Source organism: Pelagibacterium sp. (assembly GCF_965249125.1).
In the GTDB taxonomy this organism is placed as follows: Bacteria; Pseudomonadota; Alphaproteobacteria; order Rhizobiales; family Devosiaceae; genus Pelagibacterium.
This window is the reverse complement of sequence record NZ_OZ252217.1, coordinates 122866-143950: the sequence shown is the minus strand read 5'-3', so window position 1 is coordinate 143950 and position 21085 is coordinate 122866. Positions and strand designations below refer to the sequence as shown.

The following is a 21085-nucleotide window of genomic DNA, read 5'->3' as shown; positions in this document are numbered from 1 at the left end:
CTCTTCCTCCGCCGATATTGCCTGAAGTGGTCGCAATGTATGCGTCGCTTCCCGAGGAAAAATTTCCAGTTCCTCCAGTCGATCTGCGGTATCTGGACCAGCGCTTTTACCGTCGGCGTGTCGGTTATCCGACCCCGGAGGAACCGGGAACAATCGTCGTAGACACCGCGACATACTACCTCTATCACGTTGAAGATGGTGGCACTGCCATGCGATACGGTGCCGGATTGGGGCGGGCGGGGTTCGCATGGTCGGGGCGTGGGCGCATCGCCTATTCGCGGGAGTGGCCGGTCTGGACGCCTCCCCAGGAAATGATTGAGCGGCAGCCTGAGCTCGAAAAATGGAGCAACGGCCAGCCCCCGGGACTGGACAATCCGTTGGGCGCACGCGCCCTCTATATTCATCAGGGCAACCGCGACACGCTTTACCGCATTCATGGCACTGGCGAAGCCTGGACCATCGGCCGGGCTGTCTCGTCCGGATGCGTTCGGCTATTGCATCACGACGTCATTCATCTCGCCGACAGGGTGAAATGGGGCTCGCCGATCGTCGTTTCCTGAAACGCAGAGTCTTGTGATGACCGGCATCCACGCAAAGCCGGGACAGATTACAACGTCGGTCACATCCCGGCAGCCACTATTTTCCAGGTAGCTCGGCAGTGAGCCGGGGACAGAAAGAAGCCAACCGTTGAAGAATCCGACGGCTCGAGCATCGAAGATTCCAGCAATGAGGCAAGCCCATTTTTTACGCCTGGGTTTCGTCGATGAACCACCACTTTCAATCGACCGATTGAAAGCACGGTTCGATACGCTTGGCGACATGAATACCAAAGCGGTTATCTCGATAGCGATCGCCGGATTTTCCTGCTTTTTGCTCATGAATGCCGCGGTCTTTGTTGCCTTCGATGGTCGAGATTCTTTCTCAACCCCTTTTGAAGCCCTAAGGCCCGCAGCAAAGGTGCCGTCACAGTCCTCTATTGAGGGAAAAACCAATCGCGTCAGACCGTCTGTGTCTACCGATCGCGATCTGATTACCTTCCAACGGGCCGTACAGGAACAGCGTGGGACGCAAACCCAACTGCGCAATCAAACGTTCGTTTGGTTCAGCTCTGCACTTGCGGCCTCGACGACTATCGTTTCCTCGGACGTCCCTGAAATAAACGTATTGCTTAGCCGAAAGGCTGCCCCTGTCCAGGAAGAGCACAGTATAGCATCCGAGCTTTACGGTGAACCGGTGCAATCTGAAGTTGCTTTGTCTATGGTACCGCTTGATTTCTCTGCTCCTCCATCCCTCGGTCTTACCGATCGGGATGCCGCCGCTTTTGCTATTTCCGGCTCTGCCTTGCCCGTGCTGAAGTCGTTCTCCGACATTTCCAGCTATGCACCGTCCAACGGCGTTCTGGCCGTTCCGCCAAATGATCCGGGACGGATCGTTTCCTCCGAACCCGAGAACATAACCGTGGTTCCTAAATCGGCTCAGCCCGCTGGATGGTCAGAACGGTTACTCAAGCTCGACGAAGACCGCCCACTCTCAACGTTGCTTGAGGAGAACGGATTTGCAGCAACCGACATTGCATCAATTACGAGATGGGCGAAGACAGTCTACGGACTGGACACGCTACCGGCACTTTCCCGTTTGCGCATCCTCTATTATTCCGGCGCACAGCAGAGCGTGGTGGCAATCCCAATGCGCGTCAGCATCTATCGCCATGAGGCGGCAACAAATCGGGACACACATACTTTTACAAGTGCACGCACGGACGATGGACGTTTCGTGCTCGCCAGCGAGCCCCCCGAAATCGCGATGCCGGAAGAGAACGTCGAACAGGTGGTCACAGCGCAACTGCCGTCACTCTATCAATCCATCTGGGAACTGGGTCGCAGAAACGGGCTCGATGATCCTATTGTGGAAAGCGTGATCCTGGCTCTTGAAGATCAAACAGACCTCACCGAGCGCATTACCCCCGGTAGTGCGATCGAAATCCTGGCCGCATTGGATGACGATGGTAAGAACCAATTGCTATACCTTGCCCTATCGGACGGCCCGCGCCGCAGCGAACTGTTTCAGTTCGTGGACCAGGATGGGACGATGGCCTATCTGGACCGAAACGGGCAATCTTGGGGGCCCATGTTCTTGCGAAGACCACTCGAAGGTGGTGGCCGGTTGACCTCTCCCATGGGAATGCGCACGCACCCGATAACCGGGGAGCTTTTGGGGCATGAGGGCGTGGACCTTGCCGCGCCCGCTGGCACGCCCATCTATGCGTCCGCAGATGGGCAGGTCACCATGGCACAATGGAATGGTGGCTACGGCCGGCACGTCCAACTCACGCATGAAAACGGTTACGTTACGTCATATTCTCATATGAGCCGTATCGCCGATGATATCGAGCCCGGCGTGGTTGTCCGGCAAGGCGATGTGATCGGATATGTCGGGACGACGGGCCAATCGACCGGCAACCACCTGCACTTCGAACTGAGCGTTAACGGGCGGCTTCTCAATGCGCTGGAAGCACAGCTCCCCACGAACCGATCGCTGACGCCAGCCGAAATGGGCGCATTCACGCTCATTGTTGAGAACATCGACAACCTGGTGGCCACGGGCTCGGCCAACGGCGTTGGTTCAGCGAGTGAAGGTTAATTCAAAGCGCCGGAAGCGGCACCCCGGGACGCCGAGATTTCTCTTGGAATGTGAGAGAGCGACAATGCAAAAACGCCGCTGACGGCGACCAGCAAAATGATAAGTACGACGATATTGCGATTGCGCTGGGAAGCCATCTTGAGCACCCGGTCAGACAAGAATGGAAAGAATCACGCCCACATTCCTAGGAGACGCATCAACGCAACTGTTTTAGGCTGCGATCGCAGAAAAGGAAACTGCGACACAGTCGCTATGCGCCCGAAGCTGGTCAAGTACGGAAGAAAGACGTTGCGTTGCCTTCGCAATCTTTTCAAATCAGGTCTGAAGAATGTCGGTCAATATTCGGCACGGACTGGGATAATACCGCTGTGGCTATCAAAAATGTCGGCCACTGCCGACCAAAATTGATAGAGGATAGACGCATCCCGAGCCCCGGAGGCAACCAGTGACCGGGGATGCGTTTCAGGCGCGACCTTTACGGTTGCGGCGTTGTCGCGCCGACGAATACCCGGAACAGCTCGGCCTGATCAAGATAGGCGCCATAGCGCGGGTCTTCCTGGTCCGCTTGGATACCGAGTAGATTCGAGCCCGGTCCCTTGGCGAATACCGGGATGAGACGGTTGGAGTGCCCGCCAGTCTGGAACAGCGCATCGGGCAGAGCACCAACGCCGTTCGAGGTCGGATCGGAGATGGCCACGGTGTCGGAGTCACCTCCCAGCAAAAGGTGGTCGTGGTCGGCGGAAGTTGGTCGAGAGATATGTATTAAACCCGGCGCCATCGGCGACGAGGTAGATGACATTTTGGGCCTGTTGAGCCTGGGCCTGTGTGACCGTCCCATAGCCGAGAGAAAGCGCTGCCGCGCCGAGCAATACCTTCTTGAGCAGCACCGTGAATTCCTCAGTGCTGCATTACGGAGCGTTAAACGGTTAAATGACCCGCCAGTATCCATGGGAAGCCATCTTTGCAGCACGTAGTAAGCCCTGGTTGCATATCGGTGACATCCTGACGGCAGTTGGATGAACATGAAGAAAACGCTTGTGGCAGATTGCCTTGGGTTACACGACTGTGACAGTCCATCGCCTTCCTGCACAGGCATCTAAATTCATCCTGTCCGGTTTCCGTTCACCTGCTTCCGAACTCCACGAGAATGGAGGTCTTTGCAAGAATCCAGCCCTGCCGACATCGCGGACGACCTATCAAAATGATGGCGGTGCACACTGAAGAGGACGGCTCTTCCACTCCAGGACGTTAAGAACCGAACTGGCCACGCCGGCATACCCCGAAGGAGAACGCCCTCTTCAGCGCGTCGATCAATTGCCCAGCGCTTCGTGAACCTGTTCATCGAACCGATCGAAGTCGTATTCGGTCAACGGTTGGCCGTTGATGTAAAATGTGGGGGTTTGCTGGATCTCGAGCTGCTCCACATCAGCCTTATCTTGATTGATCAGGGCTACAATCGCCGGCGAGCGCATTTCGGAGCGAGCCCGCTCCAGGTCGAGCCCCGCTCCCTCGGCGGCCGACCAGGCAAGTGCCATGTTGGGGTTTCCATGGGCGGCCCACATAGGCTGGCTTGCAAAGACCGCTTCCATTACGGGAATATAGAGATCCTGTACGCGAGCCGCTTCCAGAATCGCAACGGCCTCCTCGGAGCCGTCGTGGAAGGGCGCGTAGCGTACGACAAGCCTTACGTCCTCGGGATTTTCGTCGAGAATCTGTTTCACCACCGGATAGAACGCGCGACAGGCTTCACAGGCGGGGTCGAGAAATTCGACGATCGTCACCCGCGCGTCGTCCGGGCCAATTGACGGAGAAGTCGGCCGCACCAATATGTCGGTGTTCTCATTGGCCAACATAACGGCCTGCCTCGCCATGTTGACGTTATAAAGATAGGTTCCACCCGCCATTGCCGCCACCGCGACGACTGACGTTCCAATGACCAATGCGCGTCTGTTCATGAGTTCTCCTTATGCAGTGCGGCTCTGATGGTGAGCGCTGCAATCGCTGTGAATGTCAGTAGGGAAAGAAGAGGAAGTGGAATACCTGATATCGTCATCTCCGCATCAGCACACGAAACGCCTTGAGTGCACGGCGCTATCGCTTCGGAAATCACGCCGTAAAACAGCATGACATGCCATCCTGCAATAAGGCCGCCAGGCACGGCCAATACCAAGCCGTATTTCGCGGCTCGCGTCTCGACCGCAATGCAGGCCAGCCCCAGAACGAACGTCAGGGGGAACATGAAGATGCGTTGATACCAGCAGAGGACACAGGGTGTCTGCCCCATAACCTCACCGATGAATATCGCGCCTAGCGTTGCGGCCAGCGCAAGCAACCAGGCAACGAACAGCCATATCCAGGTGTCCTGCCGGTGGCTCCCTTGCGTGTTGTCTTTGGTTTCATTCATTTGCGGCCGCTCCAATCTTGTCTGGCCGGCGATCGTAAGACAAAGGCGCTTGGCCGATCAGCCGACGCTCGTGTCGTGAGGGCCTAGACTGCTGAACATCACCCTTCATCGGCAAGGCGCCTGACCTTGGTAAAGGCGATCTCCCGGTCTTCTTCGTAGGCGATCGTCCCGAAAAAACGGCCATCCCTGTCCAGCATGAACACTGATGCGGTATGATCCACATTGTATCCGCCCCCATCGATCGGCACTTTCCGAGTATAGACGCCCCAGGCGGCGGTCATTTCAGCCATCTCGTCGGCGTCACCGGTCAGTCCGGTGATATCGTCGGAAAACCAACTCACATATTCCGCCATGACGTCGACCGTATCGCGTTCGGGATCGGTGGTTACGAAGAATACCTGAATTTTATCAGCATCCTCACCCAGCCTAGAGAGCCAGTATTGCATATCGCTCAGGGTGGTGGGGCAAACGTCCGGGCAATGGGTGAAGCCAAAAAAGACCAGTGATGATTTTCCAAGGAATATGGAATCATCGATGACTTGGCCTCTATGCGTCACCAATTGATAATCACCCGCGCCATACTGCCCATCCCCGCTATCGGCCAATCGTTGGGCAACGGAAGGACGCGCTGGCGCGGACAGGGAACTGTACCAGATCCAGCCTCCGACCGCCGTTGCCAAAAGCACCATTCCCCAAAGGACACGACGAATGGATCTCAGGATGTTGCTTGCCATCTTTTATTGTCTCGACCGATTGGACTTGTTTAACCTGCTTTGCAAACGGTCATGATCCACCGGCCCCTCGCTGGAAAGCGGGTTGGCGCCGCCTGGCGCAGACCGTGCTCCAATGCCGGCAATCGGCACGTCGAGCTCTACCGGTCCTGCATGCTCGAATTCAAGGGTAAGCGAGAACGTGTCTCCCTCGACCAATGGTTGTTGCAGTCCGATGAGCATGACATGCAGGGCACCCGGCGAGAACGTCTGCATCTCGCCCGGAGCTATTTCTACACCATCAACGAGTTGACGCATTTGCATTACGTCACCTTCCTTCATCATGGAGTGAAACTGTACGTCTTGCGCCATTGGCGTCGTGCCGGCAATCAATCGGTCGGGCTGTTCACCCAAATTGACGAGTGAAAAATAGACTGCACCCGTAGGTGCATTGGGCGGGGTAGCCCGAGCGAATATATCCGAAATTTCGAGCATATCGCTGGCTGTCGCCAGGTCGGGAGAAGATGAGGTCTCCTGAGCGCCAGCCGGCACAGACAGCAGGCTGGCACATACGACCAAGACTACGCCTTTCAGGTTCGGTTTCATTGCGTTTCCGATCTCGAGTTGGTTACGGCTAATTCACCGCATGGGCGTTGGGTTTGCAGGCATTCCTTCGCCTTGCGTTCCAGCGCCGGTCAGATGGGGAAGCATGCCACGGTCGAGCAACATTCGGGACGAAGGCGCTCCCGGCATCCTGGACCAAGCGAGCTGCCAAATCCGTGGCCTTGTCCAACCGGATATTTGCGGTGTTCTGATAAACTGCGAGGTCAGACGTGCGCGGGCGGGGCTCGTGTCTCGGGCAATAGATCGTTAGGCTGGGTGACGAGGTTGGACAGCCTTAGCGGCCTGTAGTCCACGTCATCGACAGCGAAGGCCGGTAACACCTCACAGGGCGGCAGTGGTAAATCGGCCGGTGCAACTTGGCAGGCGTGGCATGACGGATGGTTCGAAGTCGCACTGTCATGGCCCTGGCTGCAAAGTGATAGATCCGTAACCGACACGGCAGGTCCATCAACCAAAAGCTTCGGAAAAGCGGCTGTTTGATGGGAGAACGACAGAAAAACCAACGCCAGCACCACCAGCGCTTTCATGACTTCTCCAACGATTGCGCGCGTAAGGCCCATTTCCGCCAGCCCCGAAATCTGTCTCTTTGTCTTCTACACACTCATACTCGGTAGCCAATGCGTCGGTTTGCCGCCGACGCCGAGAACGCCGCCTTTCCCATGAAAGCCTCCTTGACCCTATACAATTTCCAAGGAGCGTCACAAGACTTTAGCGGTAACGACATGGTTGGTCGGGTGGCGGTTTTCGCGATCGCCTCCGCATCGCAATCGTCATTCTTGTGAACCTTCACGTAAGGCCGGACAAACAGCGGCGACGTCAATCGGGGCTCATGTCCATGTTGGAGGCAGAAGCGTCCGATGTGATGTGCACCTCCGCAGGCCTCCATCGCGACAATACAGCCCGGTAGCTCCGCCAGGAAATCCAGCAGCCTGAACCGTTGAACGCGTTTGCGGAAAATGACAGCGCCGCTGCGATCCAGCCCCGCAAGGCTGCAAACCGTCTTGCCCAGATCAATCCCAAGAACCGCGATATCCGTCAGAATGCTCCTTCTTCTCCACCAATGCGCGCACATTAGCTGCGTCTCGGTGGGAAGGCAGTTCATCCCACTAGCTCAGGGACGGTTACCATTAAAAGTATGAAAGTTCGGGTTTATCCCCCAATGGCAAAGTCCCACAGTAGCTTTATATTGAGCGCAGCGATGATGATTGCTATGAGGGCAGAAATTATAATTAGCCAAAAGGGCGCTACCATTTCACCCATTTTTGTGCGATCCGCGGTGAACATTACGAGAGGCACCACGGCGAAAGACAATTGCAGACTTAGAACCACCTGGCTGAGGATCAACAATTGAGCGGTACCACTTTCGCCGTACCAAATAGTTACAAGAGCGGCGGGAAGAATCGCGATTAGTCTGGTAATGAGCCTGCGCAACCAAGGCGCAATTCTGACGCGCAGAAAGCCTTCCATGACGATCTGACCGGATAATGTCGCGGTCACTGTGGAATTAATGCCAGAGCATAGCAACGCCACGGCAAATAGTGTCGGCGCGATGGCCGCGCCCAGCATAGGAGCAAGCAGCGCGTGGGCTTCACCGATCTCGGCGATTTCGGTACGTCCCGCCGTATGAAATGTGGCAGCAGCCAAAATCAGGATTGCGGCATTGACCAACAGGGCAAACATCAGAGCCACCGTTGAGTCGATTGTAGCAAACTTTAGGGCCTCGCGCTTTTCAGATAGGCTTTCACCATAGGCTCTAGTCTGTACGATAGCCGAGTGCAGGTAGAGATTGTGCGGCATGACAGTGGCACCGAGAATACCGAGCGCCAGATAAAGCATCTCCGGATTCGTCACGATCTCGGTTGTCGGCGCAAAGCCGCGGATCACTTCCCCCCAATTGGGGTCAGCCAATCCAATCTGAATCATGAAACATGCCGCGATCACCGCGAGCAGTGCGATGACGAAGGCCTCGACCCACCGGAAGCCCAGTTTCTGCAAATAAAGAATGAGGAAGACATCGATCGCGGTAACCACCACGCCAAGCTCAAGCGGGATACCGAACAGAAGGTTGAGTCCGATTGCCGTACCGATGACTTCCGCAATATCGGTGGCGATGATGGCAATTTCTGCCATCATCCACAATACGAAGCCCACTGGACGCGGGAAGGCATCACGACAGGCTCGGGCCAAATCGCGCCCCGAACCGATTGCCAGCCGAGCGCAGAGCGATTGCAGAATGATTGCCATTATGTTGGAAACCAGCGCAACCACCAGAAGCGTGTAGCCAAAGCGCGAGCCGCCCGCCAGTGAAGTGGCCCAATTGCCAGGATCCATGTATCCGACAGCTACAAGGTAGCCTGGCCCAAAAAACGCTGCAGCGCGCCGCCATGTCGAAGATTTATGCGACACTGGCACGCTTCGGTAAACATCCACGAGTGAGGGATCGCCACCTTCGGTCCGCCAAGCTTTCGTTAAGGGAGGGGGCAATTTATCCAAAGCGCACACTTTTTGCAACTGCTAGTCATTCGCATCTAAGCGTAACATGGTTGAATCGGATGAAGCAAACGGTCTGTTGTGAGGATACTCACACAGGCGGGACAGCCGTCAGCAAAACGTCGATTGAAAACCAAGCCTTTTGCATGCGGTCAAGCTCGAATGCCTAGACAGGGCGGCGTATCGCCGCGCTTAAGTGCGGCGGACGCTGGGCTGATTGTCCTGCCGAGTATGGCCCCTCGACAACAGTCTACAATCGCTGGAACCGCTGGAGTCGCCGCGGCGTATGGACACGCATTCTCGCGGCTCTGACCGAACAGGGCTGGATTGCGGAAACCGCCCAGATCGACAGCAGCTATATCAAAGCCCATCGCTGTGCAGGCGGGGGAAAAGGGGGGGCGCGAGCCAATGCCATTGGCATCTCGCGTGGTGGCCGGACCACCAAGATCCATGCGCTCGTCGACGTTATCGGCAGACCGATCCGCCTCATCCTGACGCCCGGCAATGCCTCGGACATGAAGGGGGCCGATCTGCCCATCCCCCACACGATGGGCATGAAGAGGGTCATTGCTGACCGGGGCTATGATGCCAACCGCCTTCGTTCCACTCTGCACAACCAGAAGACGATCCCGGTCATTCCTGGCCGCAAGAACCGCAAGCGCAAAATCAAACACGACGAGAAACGCTACAAAGACCGCTGGCGTGTCGAGGCCATGTTCTGCCGCCTCAAGGACTTCCGCCGCGTCGCAACCCGATACGACAAGCTTGCCCGGAACTATCTATCTGCCGTCATGCTCGCAGCGGCAGTCGCATACTGGCTATGAGCGAGTCTCGACCCTAGGGCAAGGTTCTCGCCGACTGCGCCTAAGATACCAACCATCTGCATGACCGCATTCTTGATGAAGGCTGCGAACCGGACATCCCAGCACGTCGCCACCGCAAATATGAGCACCGGCAAGACAAAATTGCTTATCGGCAGCGCTGGAGTATCGAGAGCTTCTTCGTCACTACGACAAACTCGCTCCCAACTTCATCGCCTTCGTCAAATCGCCTGCCTCATAATGTGGCTGAAATGATTAAATCTTAATTACAGCCTAGAGTGCGAGTGGAAGCCAAAAATTTTGGCTATGCGGCAAAAAGACCTTAACTTTCTGCTTGAACCTATAGCGGCTCTAGGAGGCAAGATGCTCGTGACGCGCCTTATTTTAGGTTCTTTGGATCGTATCAATGGCACCCACTTCGGAAATCTCGAGAGAGCACAATGCGGCAGACTCGAGACGCAGCAGGTCGCTGTATCTCTTTGTGCCGCTGGCGTTCGTGGCTGCTCTCGTCCTTGTGTTCGGCTGGGGCCTGACTCGTGATCCGGTTGCTCTTCCGTCAGCTTTGATAGGGCAGTCCGTGCCGGCCTTCTCACTACCCCCTGTTGCAGGGCGGGAGTTCGGTCTGTCCAGCCAGGATTTGGTCGGAGAGATGAGCTTGGTAAATGTCTTTGCGTCTTGGTGCGCGCCCTGTCGTGAAGAGCATCCTTTGTTGATGCGGCTTAAAGAAGAGGGGCAGGTCACGGTGTACGGGATTAACTACAAAGACAATCCATCCGCCGCTGACCAATGGCTCAACGCCTTGGGCGACCCCTTTACGAGAACCGGCGCTGACGTGGACGGCCGCGTTGCGATCGAATGGGGCGTCTACGGCGTGCCAGAGACGTTTGTAGTCGATGCAGAGGGAACTATCATCTACAAGCACATAGGGGTCCTGACCGACCAGACAATCCAGAACGATATTTTGCCACTGTTTTCGCAGGTCACGCAATGACCCGAAGCCGTTCCGAGAGGCGTACTTGAGCGCGAATTTGTTTTGGACATTTGCAGTTCTAGGTGTTCTCGGCAGCATCGCGGTGCTGGCTCCGAGCCTAAGAAAGAGACCTGCATCTCCGCAAAAGGGCGCGACGCTGGATGCAATGCGTGCCTTCTTCCGTGACCAGCTCGATGGGATAGACCGCGATTATGAAACTGGGAGGATTTCTGCTGATGAAGCGACCGCAGCTCGTGCCGAACTCGCGCGCGAAGTACTCCGCCAGGAAAAGGATCATGTTGGCAGCACAAGAGCCCGAAGCGGCAAACTGGCCATTTGGACGACCCTTCCGACCATCGCACTCGTTGCTTTAGGGATTTATGCTTGGGTAGGTCGCGCCGACCTTCCAAACGCGCCTTTGGTCGGGCGCGAAACGCCCGTTCAGGCTGCAGCCATCGATATTGAGGCTGCCATTGCCACCGTCGAGGCCCGAATGGCGGAAACCCCCGACGATGTGCGCGGCTGGTTGGTTCTGGCGCCGATCTACATGGATCAGGGCAGGTACGGGGAAGCGGCAAATGCCTGGCGCCGTCTTCTGGCGCTCGAACCGCCGACGGCGGACCGACAAACCAATCTCGCTGAAGCGCTGATTCTCGGCGACGATGGAGCTTTCGGCGAAGAAACGCTGGCGCTCCTTGAAAGCGCAATGAGCACGGATCCGCTCCATGTCCGCTCGCGGTTTTATCTCGCGGGAGAGTTGACGCGTTCGGGTCAATATAGCGAGGCCGTTGCCTTATGGGACGAGTTGCTGGCCATCGCAACCGGCGAGGAGGCCTGGGTTGAAACCGCACGCTCGGGCTTGGCCGCCGCGCAAGCGGGAACACGCGGCGAAGACATCGGGCAGGAAGGCCAGACCATTGAGGCCGTACGAGGCATGGTCGACGGGTTGGCTACCCGGCTCGACACCGCCGGGGGCAACCTCGCCGAATGGATGCAGTTGGTGCGTTCCCGCAATCAACTGGACGGCCCGGATGCAGCCAGATCGGATCTCCAGCGCGGTCTGGCCGTACTTTCGGGTCAGGATCGTCTTGCGCTCAAGGACTTCGGCCGGGATCTGGGGTTGGTAGAATAGAAATGACAATGATCTCCAAAGGATGCGCCAGACGATTCCTGCCACCGTGCGGTGTTGGGTTTCAGCTATTGCCGATTGTGGGTCAGGGGAGGAATAGGAAATGACGATCGAGTTGGGGCATCTGGCACTCATACTCGCCTTCGTGATTGCGGCCGCTCAGGCCGGAATCGGCTTTGCGTTCTGGCGCGGCAACGAAATGGCGCAACGCTTCGTGAAGCATGCAGCACTTCTGCAATTCGGTCTCGTCGGGTTTTCCTTCGCGGCGCTCGTTCAAGCCTTCATGAGCGATGATTTCTCGTTGCGGCTGGCCGTACAGCACTCCAACTCCCTCCAACCGATGCTCTACAAATTTACCAGCACATGGGGCAATCACGAAGGCTCCATGCTGCTGTTCGTCCTGACGCTCACACTTTTTGGGTCTGCTGTGGCTGCGTTCGGACGCAATCTTCCCAACGAGCTCAGAACCTTGGTCTTGGCAAACCAGGGGCTAATGGTAGCGGCGTTCTCGGCCTTCGTGATCTTCACCTCGAACCCGTTCTGGCGCCTCGATCCGGCGCCGCTCGACGGAACCGAGCTCAACCCGATCCTTCAGGATATCGGCCTCGCAATGCATCCGCCGCTGCTCTACCTGGGCTATGTTGGGTTCTCGATCTGCTTTTCCTTTGCCGTCGCAGCGCTAATCTCAGGCCGTATCGACGCGGCGTGGGCGCGCTGGGTGCGACCGTGGACGCTGGCGAGTTGGGCTTTCCTCACCCTCGGTATCGCCATGGGCTCATACTGGGCCTATTACGAGCTCGGCTGGGGCGGCTGGTGGTTCTGGGACCCGGTGGAGAACGCCAGCTTCATGCCGTGGCTGGCGGGAACCGCGCTGCTGCATTCGGCGGTCGTTATGGAAAAGCGCAACGCGCTCAAGATCTGGACAATCTTTCTGGCTATCGTCACCTTCTCGCTATCGCTGCTCGGCACCTTCCTCGTGCGCTCGGGCATTCTCACCTCGGTTCATGCCTTCGCTTCCGATCCCACGCGCGGCACAGTCATTCTTGCGATGCTTGCCGCATTGATCGGTGGGGCATTCACGCTTTTTGCCCTGCGCGCTTCCTCACTTCGTCACGGCGGCCTCTTTGCCCCAATCAGTCGGGAAGGCGCGCTGATCCTGAACAATGTCTTCCTTGCTGCTGCAACGACAGGTGTTTTGATCGGTACGCTCTATCCTCTTGTTCTAGAATCCTTTACGGGCGCCCGCATCACGGTTGGAGCACCGTTTTTTGATCTGACTTTCGGGGCGCTGATGGTGCCGCTGCTGCTGCTGATCCCATTCGGGCCGTTCCTTGCCTGGAAACGCGGTGATCTGGTTGCGGTTGGGCAGCGGCTCATTGCGGCCATAGTGGTCACGCTGGTGCTGGCTCTTCTCGTCTTCGCCTTTCTGGGGTTTCCTGTAACACTCGCACCGATTGGCCTCGGAATTGGCATTTGGGTGATGGTCGGCGCGATTGCCGAAATCGCCGATCGCATCGCGGCCGGCCGGGTTGCACCGAGACAGAGCTGGGCACGTCTCAAAGGTCTGCCGCGAACGGCTTGGTCGACGGCAATCGCTCATTTCGGCGTGGGAGTATCGGTCATCGGCATCGTCTGTGCCACGGCGTTCCAGACTGAAATCGTCACATCAATGCGTGCGGGCGAGACCATCGAGATTTCTGGATACTCGGTGACCTATCAGGGTGAAACCCAGGTAGGCGGGCCGAACTTCACCGCCGAACGCGGTTCTTTCGCTATCCGCTCGCCCTGGGATGGAGTGAGGGAGGTAACGTCGGAGCGACGGATCTATCCGGTCAGCGGCACGCCAACCACCGAGGCAGGAATCCGCACATATGGGTTGAGCCAAATGTACGTTCAATTCGGAGAACGTTTCGGTACTGATGGCCGGGTCGTGCGTCTTTGGCACAAACCGTTTGTCCTTTTGATCTGGCTGGGCACGCTCTTCATGGCAGGTGCGGGTTTTCTCTCGTTGACCGACCGGAGGCTGCGCATCGGGGCGCCTGCGGTGGCCAGGAATAGGACTAAGCCGGTAGAGGCGCGCCCATGAGGAAGTTGATCATTCTCATAGGAACCCTCGGAGCGCTTCTAACCCCCGTAGCCGTCCCAGCCGTGCAGCCGGACGAAGTATTGGCCAACCCGGTCCTCGAACAGCGTGCCCGCGCCATCTCGAGCAATCTGCGTTGCCTTGTGTGTCAGAACCAGTCGATCGATGATTCGGATGCACCCCTTGCCCGAGATTTGCGACTAATCGTACGTGAACGTCTGGTCTCAGGGGATTCCGACACCGAGGTCTATGATTTCGTCGTGGCGCGGTATGGTGAGTTCGTGCTGCTCAATCCGGTTTTCGCTGGTCACACCATCTTTCTGTGGGTAGCAACGCCGATCTTATTGGTGGCAAGTTTTATCATGCTTGCCGTTTTGGCTGCCAGGCGCCGAAACATCCGAACTGGCGCTCCAAGCCTTTCGTCAGAAGAAGCCAAAATCCTGGAGCAACTGCGAAGCGAATAGCCATCTATTGATGTTCTCCGACCGTCTTGTCGTCGTAAAAGGGTAATTGTCCTCGGCCAAAGAGCTGCCATTTCGACTTCATTCCCATTAAGCTCCGGTGACTGTGATGGGTTGGCTGGCGGACTGGCTTTCAACGTAAATGGGCGATCGGCTCCAATTGGTCGACCACGACGATCTCTACAACGGATTCTGCCGCATATCCGATCAGGGTTAGCGTGACCGCAGCGGGCGAGATCACGGTTGCAAGCCTCCTATAGCCGAGGATTCGCATAGACTGCGGTTTCGAGTGCCACGGTAACCGTGACAACAGGCACAACCGGACCAACACAGCAATCCTTATTGCAAATGCTTCGCAATAGCATTATTACTCGCAAATTGGAATTGTGCGGAGTCAATCATGCTCGGGGTCTTTCGAAGGTCGCGGAGTGCAGTCTTTCTGGTCATGGTGCTGTGGGCGCCTACGGCCTTCTCGACGGTCGTCACCGAGGAACCCTGGCATCCTGCCGCCGCCGCTTATCGCACCATGCTGTTCATGGCAGATCTCGTGCCAGCGCCGTGGGACGAGATCCGAAGAGCCTATGAGGAACCGCATCCGGCCGCTGCCGTCCAACGACCGGCCAGTACCTATTTTGACGGTTTGCCAGCAGATATGAACGTTGCGATCGTCGACGCTATCGCTTCGGAAAACCGTCAGGCTCTCTACGAAGCATCAACGCGAGCCGTCTCCTGGCTCGCGAGAGCAGCGCTCGCCGAGACCGCGGCGGCTCTAGCCGATCCGGGAAGGGCCCAGCAGAAGGCGCTGGAGGCGCAAGCCTACTACAGGGCCTTCGCATCGTTCATCGAAGAGGCTGATCGTGAAGCGGCCCGGCGCCTTGGCTTTGCCTGGCTCGAGCTGATGAGCGCGATCGGCACGACCGGCATCATGGGAGCCAACGTGATCGGCACAGACGAAGAGACCTTCCAGCGAGCGAGGGCGGAGATCGATGCCTATCTCGCTGCAAACTTCGAGCCGACTAGTTTTGTCGAAAGACGGACATTGACCCCCCTGCCGGAAAGCGTTGTCGCCTCCCGTGGTGAGGTACAAGTCGCCGCCTGGCTGCCGCCCGGATCCAGCCTCGCCGATCAGGATCCGTTGCCCCGACTGGTCCTGAACTTCGAGGAGCGCGGCATCGACGAGGCGGAGCTGGCTTTGATCGCGTTCGGGGACATGCTCTTCGACAGCCCGAACATCTTTGGCGAACCCGCCCGGTCATTGGGCATCACGTGCTCGACGTGCCACAACCGAAGTGACATCAACCAGAGCTTCTTCATCCCCGGAATCAGCCATCAGCCGGGTGCGGTCGATGTACGCGGCTCCTTCTTCAATCCCCTTTTCAACGACCAGCGTCGTGGCAGCCTCGACATCCCAACTTTGCGCGGCCTACGCTTCACTGGACCCTATGGGCGAGACGGCCGCTTTGCCAGCCTGTCGGAATTTACCCGCAATGTGATCGTCAGCGAATTCGGGGGACCCGAGCCGACCCCGTTCCAGCTCGATGCGCTGGTCGCCTACATGCTGGAGTTCGACTTCCTACCGAACGCGCGGCTCGATGGGATGGGTCGCCTGACAGACGGAGCGACGGCCGCCGAACTGCGCGGGGAGGAGCTCTTCCGCAGACCGTTTGCGCAGATGGACGGGCGGTCCTGCGCGTCGTGCCATGTACCGTCCTCGGCGTTCCTCGATCGGCAATCGCACAACATCGGCTCCGGCTCGGAAGGTTACGGCGGCGCCATGGACGGCTATTTAGATACGCCCACGCTGCTGGGGATCAACTTCACCGCACCCTACTTCCATGACGGTTCACAGCCGACTCTTGCCAGTGTGGTGGACTGGTTCGACACGCGTTTCGAGCTCGGCCTCGCAGACCAAGAGCAGGACGACCTCGTGGCCTACCTCCAGACCGTCGGCGCGGCCGACGAGCCGTACCAGACGTTCGACGATCGTGACACGGTCTTCCGGCTTGCCTGGGAGGAGTTGACGACCTTCGCGACTACTTTCGACACGCTCGCCATAAACCGGGACGCGGTCAACGCAAACCTCATGCTCGAGACCGTCGCCCTCGATCTGGCGCTCGACGCCACGGGGATGTTCAACTCAACAGCACGAGCACAGGTTTTCGAACTCGTCGATATCCTCAACGGCATGCGGACGGCGGTCAATGCCGGCAATTGGTCCGAAGCCGAAACGCTCTGGGACGACTTTCAAGAGATGAGGGATGCATATGATGACGACATGTACTGAGCCGCGTCCCTTTTCTCCCGCACGGCGATCGCTGCTGGTGTCGATGGCGGCCCTGTCTCTCGCACCTGCAATGGCGTGGGCGCAGGCGGAAGACGGCCTGACGCTTGCCTTCGTCCCACAGGAGGACCCCGAGAAGCTTCTAGGCGACATCCGGATCATCACCGAATGGCTGAGCGGGGAGCTCGGCATGTCGGTACGCGGCTTCGTGACCAGCGATCACGCGGCGGCGGTCGAGGCCCTGCGCAACGGCGATGCGGACATCTCCTTCATGGGGGCGCTGCCCTATGTCCTCGCCAATGAATATGCCGGCGCCACGGCCATCCTGCAGGAGGTCTATTTCGGCCGGCCCTATTATACCGCGCGCGTGTTCGTGCGCAGGGATAACGGCATCGCCGAGCTCGCGGACCTGCGCGGCAAGACCATCGCCTTCGCCGATCCGATTTCAGAGTCGGGCTACTACTATCCGCTGGATCTCTTCGCGGAAGTGGGCCTGTTCCAGCGCGGCGACGACCCGGGAGCCTTCTTCGACCGCGTTCTTTTCGCGGGCGGATATCAGCAGGCGATCCAGGCCGTGGCGAACGGGCTGGTCGATGCAGCGGGCGCCAGCCAGTACGCTGATATGCTGCTGACGCCGAACCAGCAGCTCGAGGTCACATGGATCGCCGAATCCAGGCCGATCCCCTCGCACAGCGTCATTGCGCGCGGTGACCTGGCGCCTGACCTACGCGAGGTCTTCGTTGCCGCGATGCTGAGGTTGAACGAGCCGGAGCTGCGATATCTGCTGCAATACGTCTACGGGCCGGACGGCTACGTCGTCGCGGATCTGGCCGCCTATGAGGAGGTTAGAACGCTGGCAAGGGCCTATGGTTTGCTGAGATAGCTTTCATGAAGTCCGACGCGATCACACTTCGGGATCTGAGTTTTCGGTATCCGGGCGAGGGACGGCCGGTCCTGACGATCGCCGAGTTGCACGTACCGATGGGACAGCGCGTGGCGCTGATCGGCGCCTCCGGCGCGGGCAAGAGCACGTTCCTGCGCCTCATCGGCGGACGGCTGCGCGGCTGGTCGGGGCAGTGTGAGGTCCTCGGCCTCCCATGTGGTCCGAACCGCAAACCGCCCCGAGCGTGGCGCCGCCGCGTAGGCTTCGTTTTCCAGGAATTCGCGCTGGTCGAGCGAGGAACCGCGCGGGACAACGTGCTGAACGGTAGGCTGGGCCATGCCGATCCGTTCTGGTCTCTCATGGGCCGGTTTGGGACAGACGACTTCGGGATCACCGATCAGGCAATACGCGATGTGGGAATGGAAGTTTTCGCGGACCGCCGCGTCGATCGGCTCAGCGGTGGCCAGCGTCAGAGGGTTGCCATCGCCCGGTGCCTCGCGCAGGAACCGCACCTGCTGCTGGCCGACGAGCCGGTCAGCAGTCTCGATCCCGTAAGGGCCAGCGCAGTTCTCGAGCTGTTGCACCGGGCCGTCACTAGCCCGGAGACTACACTGGTCCTGTCCTCGCATCAGCCGGGGTTGGTCGCAGGATACGTGGATCGCTTCATCGCGCTCGAAGAGGGGCGCATCGTTTTCGACGGCCCCCCGGACGCGCTGAACGAAGCCCAACTGGCCGGCATCTATGGCGCGCGCGCAACGGGCCAGAACGAGGCGGCCGCGCGATGACGACGAGATCCCAAAGGCGAACTGCGGTGGGCGACCGCGCGCAAGATCGCGACAGGCAACGTGCCTGGGGGCAGTTCCTGCTCTCAGTCATGATCGTTCTGATCGTCATGTGGTCATGGAGCGGCAGCGAGATCGACCTGCCGCGCCTGGCCGAGAGCGGCGGGCGAATCGCCGAGTTCTTGGGCAGGATGATGCCGCCCGATCTTTCGGTGCTGCCGGTGGTCATCGAATCCTCGGCCGAGACGCTGCGCATCGCGATCCTGGGGACCGTGGGCTGCATTTTTCTGTCAGCCGTTCTTGGCCTGCTGGCAGCACGCAACCTGACCCCGGCGATCGTCCACGTTCCGCTCAAGACGGTCCTCGCCGTCATTCGTGGCGTGCCACTGATCCTCGTCGCCATGCTGATGGTGGGTGCCGTGGGGCTGGGGGCGCTGCCCGGCATACTCGCCATTGCCTTCCATGCCACCGGGATGCTGGCGAAATTCTATGCCGAGGCCATCGAGAGCATCGATCCAAGCCCCATCGAGGCGCTGGAGAGCGCTGGCGCGACCTTTCTTCAAAAGCTGCGTTTCGGCGCGTGGCCGCAGATCGCTCCGGACGTCCTTCGGGATACCTTATTCCGCTTCGAGATGAACCTGCGCGAATCCCTCATCCTGGGCGTCGTAGGGGCGGGCGGCATCGGCTTTTACATCCAGATGTATGTGCGTGCGTTCCAATACGATAGGGTTGCGACACTGACGATCGTGGTCATTGCCTTCGTGGTTGTTATAGAACTGGTCAACAACGCCATCCGCGGCCTTCTACGCTAACGGCTTGCTGGCAAAGCGATCATCGTTTCGGCATTGCTATATGTGCTCCTTGCCAACCCCAAGAATGACTGAGGAGCATAGCTATAGTAGATTTAAGCGGTAGGCCGGTGCGCAGCGAACGCATGCCAGCTCAAAGGCTCAGCAGCGGCAAACTGTCAGAGCTAGAAATCCCATGATTGCTGAACCAATCGACTCCTATTGCGGCCCGCCGCCCGTGCCGGACAGTATCTGGCTGCAATGGAATTTCGACCCCTTTGCCATCGCTCTCATGGTCTTGATCGCTATTGGGTGGTTCACCCAAGGTAGAAGGGATTCGGCAGGAAGGGCCGCAGTTTTCGGGGCGCTTGTCCTGGTTGGCGTTGCTTTCCTCTCGCCCATCTGCGCTTTGACCGTAGCGTTGTTCTCCGTTCGAGTAGCCCATCATGTCATCCTGATCTCGGTGACGGCTCCCCTGCTCGCAATTGCGCTGCCTTGGCGGCGAGGACCCCGGCTGCCACTTGCACTATTGACGGTGCTCAGCGCCATCACGTTATGGATCTGGCACGCTCCATTGGCCTATGAGTGGGCGATCGGCGGCGCGCTACCGTACTGGCTGATGCAATTCACCTTGCTTGTCCCCTCCTGGCTGTTCTGGCGTGAAATCTTCAGCCCGGAACGGTCATTTGGGCCGAGCATACTCGCGCTACTTTCGTTTGTGGCACAAATGGGCCTGCTCGGCGCCATATTGGTTTTTGCACGCAGACCTATTTATCCACCGCACTTTTTGACAACTGACCCGTTCGGAATTTCTGCACTCAGCGACCAGCAACTTGCAGGCTTGGTGATGTGGGTTCCCGCGATGTTTCCGTATATCGCGGTCGCGTTGTGGCTGCTGGTGCGGTTCATGAGCAGCGACGACACCAAACATCCTGAAACCTCCGTATGATCTCCAAGCCTATAAATGCCCGAATCGCTGATGGCCTGGATGCCCGCAGCGATCTGATGCGGAGCCAGAAGAACGATTCTACAAATGGGCTTTGAGATTGCCAGTATCGGGGTCTTGGCGGCACTGTTTGCAGGCATGGTTTCGTTTCTTTCACCCTGCGTGCTTCCCCTGGTGCCGGGATATGTTTCCTACATCACAGGCAATATGGACCGTAGCGGCGTAGCGGCGCGCTCGAACGCCTTGCTCCTGAGCCTCTGTTTTGTCGCCGGATTTGCTACGATTTTTATTGCGCTCGGAGCGAGCGCCACAGCGCTCAGCAGGCTGCTGCTTTCGTGGCGCTACGAAGCCAACATTGTCGGGGGCGCGATCGTCATCGTGTTCGGCGTTTTTACGACCGGTCTCGTTGGGTTGCCATGGCTCTCTCAGGATCTTCGATATCATGGTGCCCTGAAAGGTGGGGGGCCGGCTGGCGCCTATGTCTTGGGGTTGGCGTTCGGCTTCGGCTGGACGCCCTGCATTGGCCCGATCCTTGGGGCAATCCTCACCGTGAGCGCGACGTCAGACGCGGCAGGAAGTGGCATCCTGCTGCTCTCGATCTATTCGGCGGGTCTTGGTGTGCCATTTCTGCTCACCGCCACCTTTGCAGACAGCTTGGCGGCAAGGCTCAAGCACATGCGCCGGCTGGGCCGGGTGCTACAGATCCTCGCCGGGATAGTGATGATCCTTATGGGACTGGCGATGATCACCGGCCAGATGTCCGCATTTGCTTTTTGGCTTCTCGAGCGCTTTCCGGTCTTCGCACGTATAGGATAAAGGAATCCGGGAGGCGAGGGAAACTACCTTCGTGAGACTTGAGTGCATCACCGACAGCGGTGAGGAACCAACCGCTGCTGTCTGGCAGCCATGTCCCCACGCATGATTTCCGGCAACTATGTTAAAAAGCGAACCACAAGAGGGGCGGCCACGTACCATAGAATGGCAACGACGAAAAACCCCCAAAGGAGCAAATGAAAGAGACGCAATCCCAGCGGCGGCTTATCTGACATCGGGCGCCTGCACGCCTAAAGGAG

Annotated in this window: 21 protein-coding genes and 1 pseudogene; 13 read left to right on the top strand and 9 right to left on the bottom strand. The window is 58.3% G+C overall.

The features are described from left to right. Positions 1 to 35 precede the first annotated feature (35 nt). Both ACP148_RS00725 and ACP148_RS00720 read left to right on the top strand, forming a co-directional pair. Complete coding sequence (locus ACP148_RS00725; RefSeq protein ID WP_421950066.1) at positions 36 to 560, top strand: L,D-transpeptidase; 525 nt, start codon at positions 36 to 38, stop codon at positions 558 to 560. A 166-nt stretch (positions 561 to 726) separates the two neighbouring features. Next, a complete protein-coding gene (locus tag ACP148_RS00720; protein ID WP_421950067.1) occupies positions 727 to 2640 on the top strand; it encodes a M23 family metallopeptidase in 1914 nt (637 codons plus the stop codon). Positions 2641 to 3115: 475 nt separating this feature from the next. On the opposite strand, the gene ACP148_RS00715 is transcribed toward ACP148_RS00720, so the two are convergent. The 9 genes from ACP148_RS00715 to ACP148_RS00675 all read right to left on the bottom strand — a co-directional run bounded on the left by ACP148_RS00715 (position 3116) and on the right by ACP148_RS00675 (position 8871). Continuing rightward, a complete protein-coding gene (locus tag ACP148_RS00715) occupies positions 3116 to 3337 on the bottom strand; it encodes a hypothetical protein (RefSeq protein WP_421950068.1) in 222 nt (73 codons plus the stop codon). A gap of 10 nt (positions 3338 to 3347) precedes the next feature. After that, entirely contained in the window at positions 3348 to 3527 is a 180-nt protein-coding gene (locus tag ACP148_RS00710) for a hypothetical protein (RefSeq protein WP_421950069.1), read from the bottom strand. 423 nt (positions 3528 to 3950) lie between these two features. Beyond that, entirely contained in the window at positions 3951 to 4595 is a 645-nt protein-coding gene (locus ACP148_RS00705) for a DsbA family protein (protein WP_421950070.1), read from the bottom strand. Further along, entirely contained in the window at positions 4592 to 5044 is a 453-nt protein-coding gene (locus ACP148_RS00700; RefSeq protein WP_421950071.1) for a disulfide bond formation protein B, read from the bottom strand. The genes ACP148_RS00705 and ACP148_RS00700 overlap by 4 nt, the downstream gene beginning before the upstream one ends. 98 nt (positions 5045 to 5142) lie before the next feature. Beyond that, positions 5143 to 5778, bottom strand: coding sequence for an SCO family protein (locus tag ACP148_RS00695; RefSeq protein ID WP_421950072.1), 636 nt, complete (start codon positions 5776 to 5778; stop codon positions 5143 to 5145). A 3-nt stretch (positions 5779 to 5781) separates the two neighbouring features. Then, positions 5782 to 6360, bottom strand: coding sequence for a copper chaperone PCu(A)C (locus ACP148_RS00690; protein ID WP_421950073.1), 579 nt, complete (start codon positions 6358 to 6360; stop codon positions 5782 to 5784). A 221-nt stretch (positions 6361 to 6581) separates the two neighbouring features. Beyond that, positions 6582 to 6905, bottom strand: a complete 324-nt coding sequence (locus ACP148_RS00685) for a hypothetical protein (protein WP_421950074.1) — start codon at positions 6903 to 6905, stop codon at positions 6582 to 6584. 74 nt (positions 6906 to 6979) lie between these two features. Continuing rightward, positions 6980 to 7480, bottom strand: a complete 501-nt coding sequence (locus tag ACP148_RS00680) for a hypothetical protein (RefSeq protein ID WP_421950075.1) — start codon at positions 7478 to 7480, stop codon at positions 6980 to 6982. Between the two features lie 47 nt (positions 7481 to 7527). After that, positions 7528 to 8871 carry an Nramp family divalent metal transporter gene (locus ACP148_RS00675; protein ID WP_421950076.1) on the bottom strand — a complete coding sequence of 448 codons (1344 nt, stop codon included), beginning with the start codon at positions 8869 to 8871 and terminating at the stop codon, positions 7528 to 7530. Between the two features lie 188 nt (positions 8872 to 9059). On the opposite strand from ACP148_RS00675, the pseudogene ACP148_RS00670 reads away from it, so the two are divergent. The 11 genes and pseudogenes from ACP148_RS00670 to ACP148_RS00620 form a co-directional block, all read left to right on the top strand. Further along, positions 9060 to 9692 (top strand): annotated as a pseudogene (locus ACP148_RS00670) (IS5 family transposase); the annotation flags it as partial. Positions 9693 to 10095: 403 nt separating this feature from the next. Next, complete coding sequence (locus tag ACP148_RS00665) at positions 10096 to 10680, top strand: DsbE family thiol:disulfide interchange protein (RefSeq protein WP_421950077.1); 585 nt, start codon at positions 10096 to 10098, stop codon at positions 10678 to 10680. Between the two features lie 25 nt (positions 10681 to 10705). Then, entirely contained in the window at positions 10706 to 11791 is a 1086-nt protein-coding gene (gene ccmI, locus ACP148_RS00660; RefSeq protein ID WP_421950078.1) for a c-type cytochrome biogenesis protein CcmI, read from the top strand. A 100-nt stretch (positions 11792 to 11891) separates the two neighbouring features. Beyond that, complete coding sequence (locus ACP148_RS00655; protein WP_421950079.1) at positions 11892 to 13874, top strand: heme lyase CcmF/NrfE family subunit; 1983 nt, start codon at positions 11892 to 11894, stop codon at positions 13872 to 13874. Further along, complete coding sequence (locus ACP148_RS00650) at positions 13871 to 14335, top strand: cytochrome c-type biogenesis protein (protein ID WP_421950080.1); 465 nt, start codon at positions 13871 to 13873, stop codon at positions 14333 to 14335. The genes ACP148_RS00655 and ACP148_RS00650 overlap by 4 nt, the downstream gene beginning before the upstream one ends. Before the next feature lie 397 nt (positions 14336 to 14732). Then, on the top strand, positions 14733 to 16616 hold the full coding sequence (locus ACP148_RS00645) for a cytochrome c peroxidase (RefSeq protein ID WP_421950081.1): 1884 nt from the start codon (positions 14733 to 14735) through the stop codon (positions 16614 to 16616). Beyond that, the gene (locus ACP148_RS00640) at positions 16591 to 17496 is read left to right on the top strand and encodes a phosphate/phosphite/phosphonate ABC transporter substrate-binding protein (protein ID WP_421950082.1); all 906 of its coding nucleotides are present in this window, start codon (positions 16591 to 16593) and stop codon (positions 17494 to 17496) included. Before ACP148_RS00645 ends, ACP148_RS00640 begins: the two co-directional genes overlap by 26 nt. Positions 17497 to 17501: 5 nt before the next feature. Then, a complete protein-coding gene (locus ACP148_RS00635) occupies positions 17502 to 18281 on the top strand; it encodes a phosphonate ABC transporter ATP-binding protein (protein WP_421950083.1) in 780 nt (259 codons plus the stop codon). Further along, entirely contained in the window at positions 18278 to 19090 is an 813-nt protein-coding gene (gene phnE / locus ACP148_RS00630; protein WP_421950084.1) for a phosphonate ABC transporter, permease protein PhnE, read from the top strand. The genes ACP148_RS00635 and phnE overlap by 4 nt, the downstream gene beginning before the upstream one ends. A 172-nt stretch (positions 19091 to 19262) precedes the next feature. Then, a complete protein-coding gene (locus ACP148_RS00625; RefSeq protein ID WP_421950085.1) occupies positions 19263 to 20015 on the top strand; it encodes a cytochrome c oxidase assembly protein in 753 nt (250 codons plus the stop codon). Between the two features lie 84 nt (positions 20016 to 20099). Continuing rightward, positions 20100 to 20828 carry a cytochrome c biogenesis CcdA family protein gene (locus tag ACP148_RS00620; RefSeq protein WP_421950086.1) on the top strand — a complete coding sequence of 243 codons (729 nt, stop codon included), beginning with the start codon at positions 20100 to 20102 and terminating at the stop codon, positions 20826 to 20828. Positions 20829 to 21085: the final 257 nt, after the last annotated feature.

Excerpts from the sequence above, each read along its gene's own strand:
- ACP148_RS00690 (WP_421950073.1), bottom strand. The coding sequence starts at position 6,360 with ATGAAACCGAACCTGAAAGGCGTAGTCTTGGTCGTATGTGCCAGCCTG.
- ACP148_RS00705 (WP_421950070.1), bottom strand. The coding sequence starts at position 4,595 with ATGAACAGACGCGCATTGGTCATTGGAACGTCAGTCGTCGCGGTGGCG.
- ACP148_RS00725 (WP_421950066.1), top strand. The coding sequence starts at position 36 with ATGTATGCGTCGCTTCCCGAGGAAAAATTTCCAGTTCCTCCAGTCGAT.
- ACP148_RS00680 (WP_421950075.1), bottom strand. The coding sequence starts at position 7,480 with ATGAACTGCCTTCCCACCGAGACGCAGCTAATGTGCGCGCATTGGTGG.
- phnE (WP_421950084.1), top strand. The coding sequence starts at position 18,278 with ATGACGACGAGATCCCAAAGGCGAACTGCGGTGGGCGACCGCGCGCAA.
- ACP148_RS00640 (WP_421950082.1), top strand. The coding sequence starts at position 16,591 with ATGCATATGATGACGACATGTACTGAGCCGCGTCCCTTTTCTCCCGCA.
- ACP148_RS00645 (WP_421950081.1), top strand. The coding sequence starts at position 14,733 with ATGCTCGGGGTCTTTCGAAGGTCGCGGAGTGCAGTCTTTCTGGTCATG.
- ACP148_RS00720 (WP_421950067.1), top strand. The coding sequence starts at position 727 with ATGAGGCAAGCCCATTTTTTACGCCTGGGTTTCGTCGATGAACCACCA.
- ACP148_RS00685 (WP_421950074.1), bottom strand. The coding sequence starts at position 6,905 with ATGAAAGCGCTGGTGGTGCTGGCGTTGGTTTTTCTGTCGTTCTCCCAT.
- ACP148_RS00635 (WP_421950083.1), top strand. The coding sequence starts at position 17,502 with ATGAAGTCCGACGCGATCACACTTCGGGATCTGAGTTTTCGGTATCCG.
- ACP148_RS00700 (WP_421950071.1), bottom strand. The coding sequence starts at position 5,044 with ATGAATGAAACCAAAGACAACACGCAAGGGAGCCACCGGCAGGACACC.
- ACP148_RS00650 (WP_421950080.1), top strand. The coding sequence starts at position 13,871 with ATGAGGAAGTTGATCATTCTCATAGGAACCCTCGGAGCGCTTCTAACC.
- ACP148_RS00695 (WP_421950072.1), bottom strand. The coding sequence starts at position 5,778 with ATGGCAAGCAACATCCTGAGATCCATTCGTCGTGTCCTTTGGGGAATG.
- ACP148_RS00665 (WP_421950077.1), top strand. The coding sequence starts at position 10,096 with ATGGCACCCACTTCGGAAATCTCGAGAGAGCACAATGCGGCAGACTCG.
- ACP148_RS00625 (WP_421950085.1), top strand. The coding sequence starts at position 19,263 with ATGATTGCTGAACCAATCGACTCCTATTGCGGCCCGCCGCCCGTGCCG.
- ACP148_RS00655 (WP_421950079.1), top strand. The coding sequence starts at position 11,892 with ATGACGATCGAGTTGGGGCATCTGGCACTCATACTCGCCTTCGTGATT.
- ACP148_RS00620 (WP_421950086.1), top strand. The coding sequence starts at position 20,100 with ATGGGCTTTGAGATTGCCAGTATCGGGGTCTTGGCGGCACTGTTTGCA.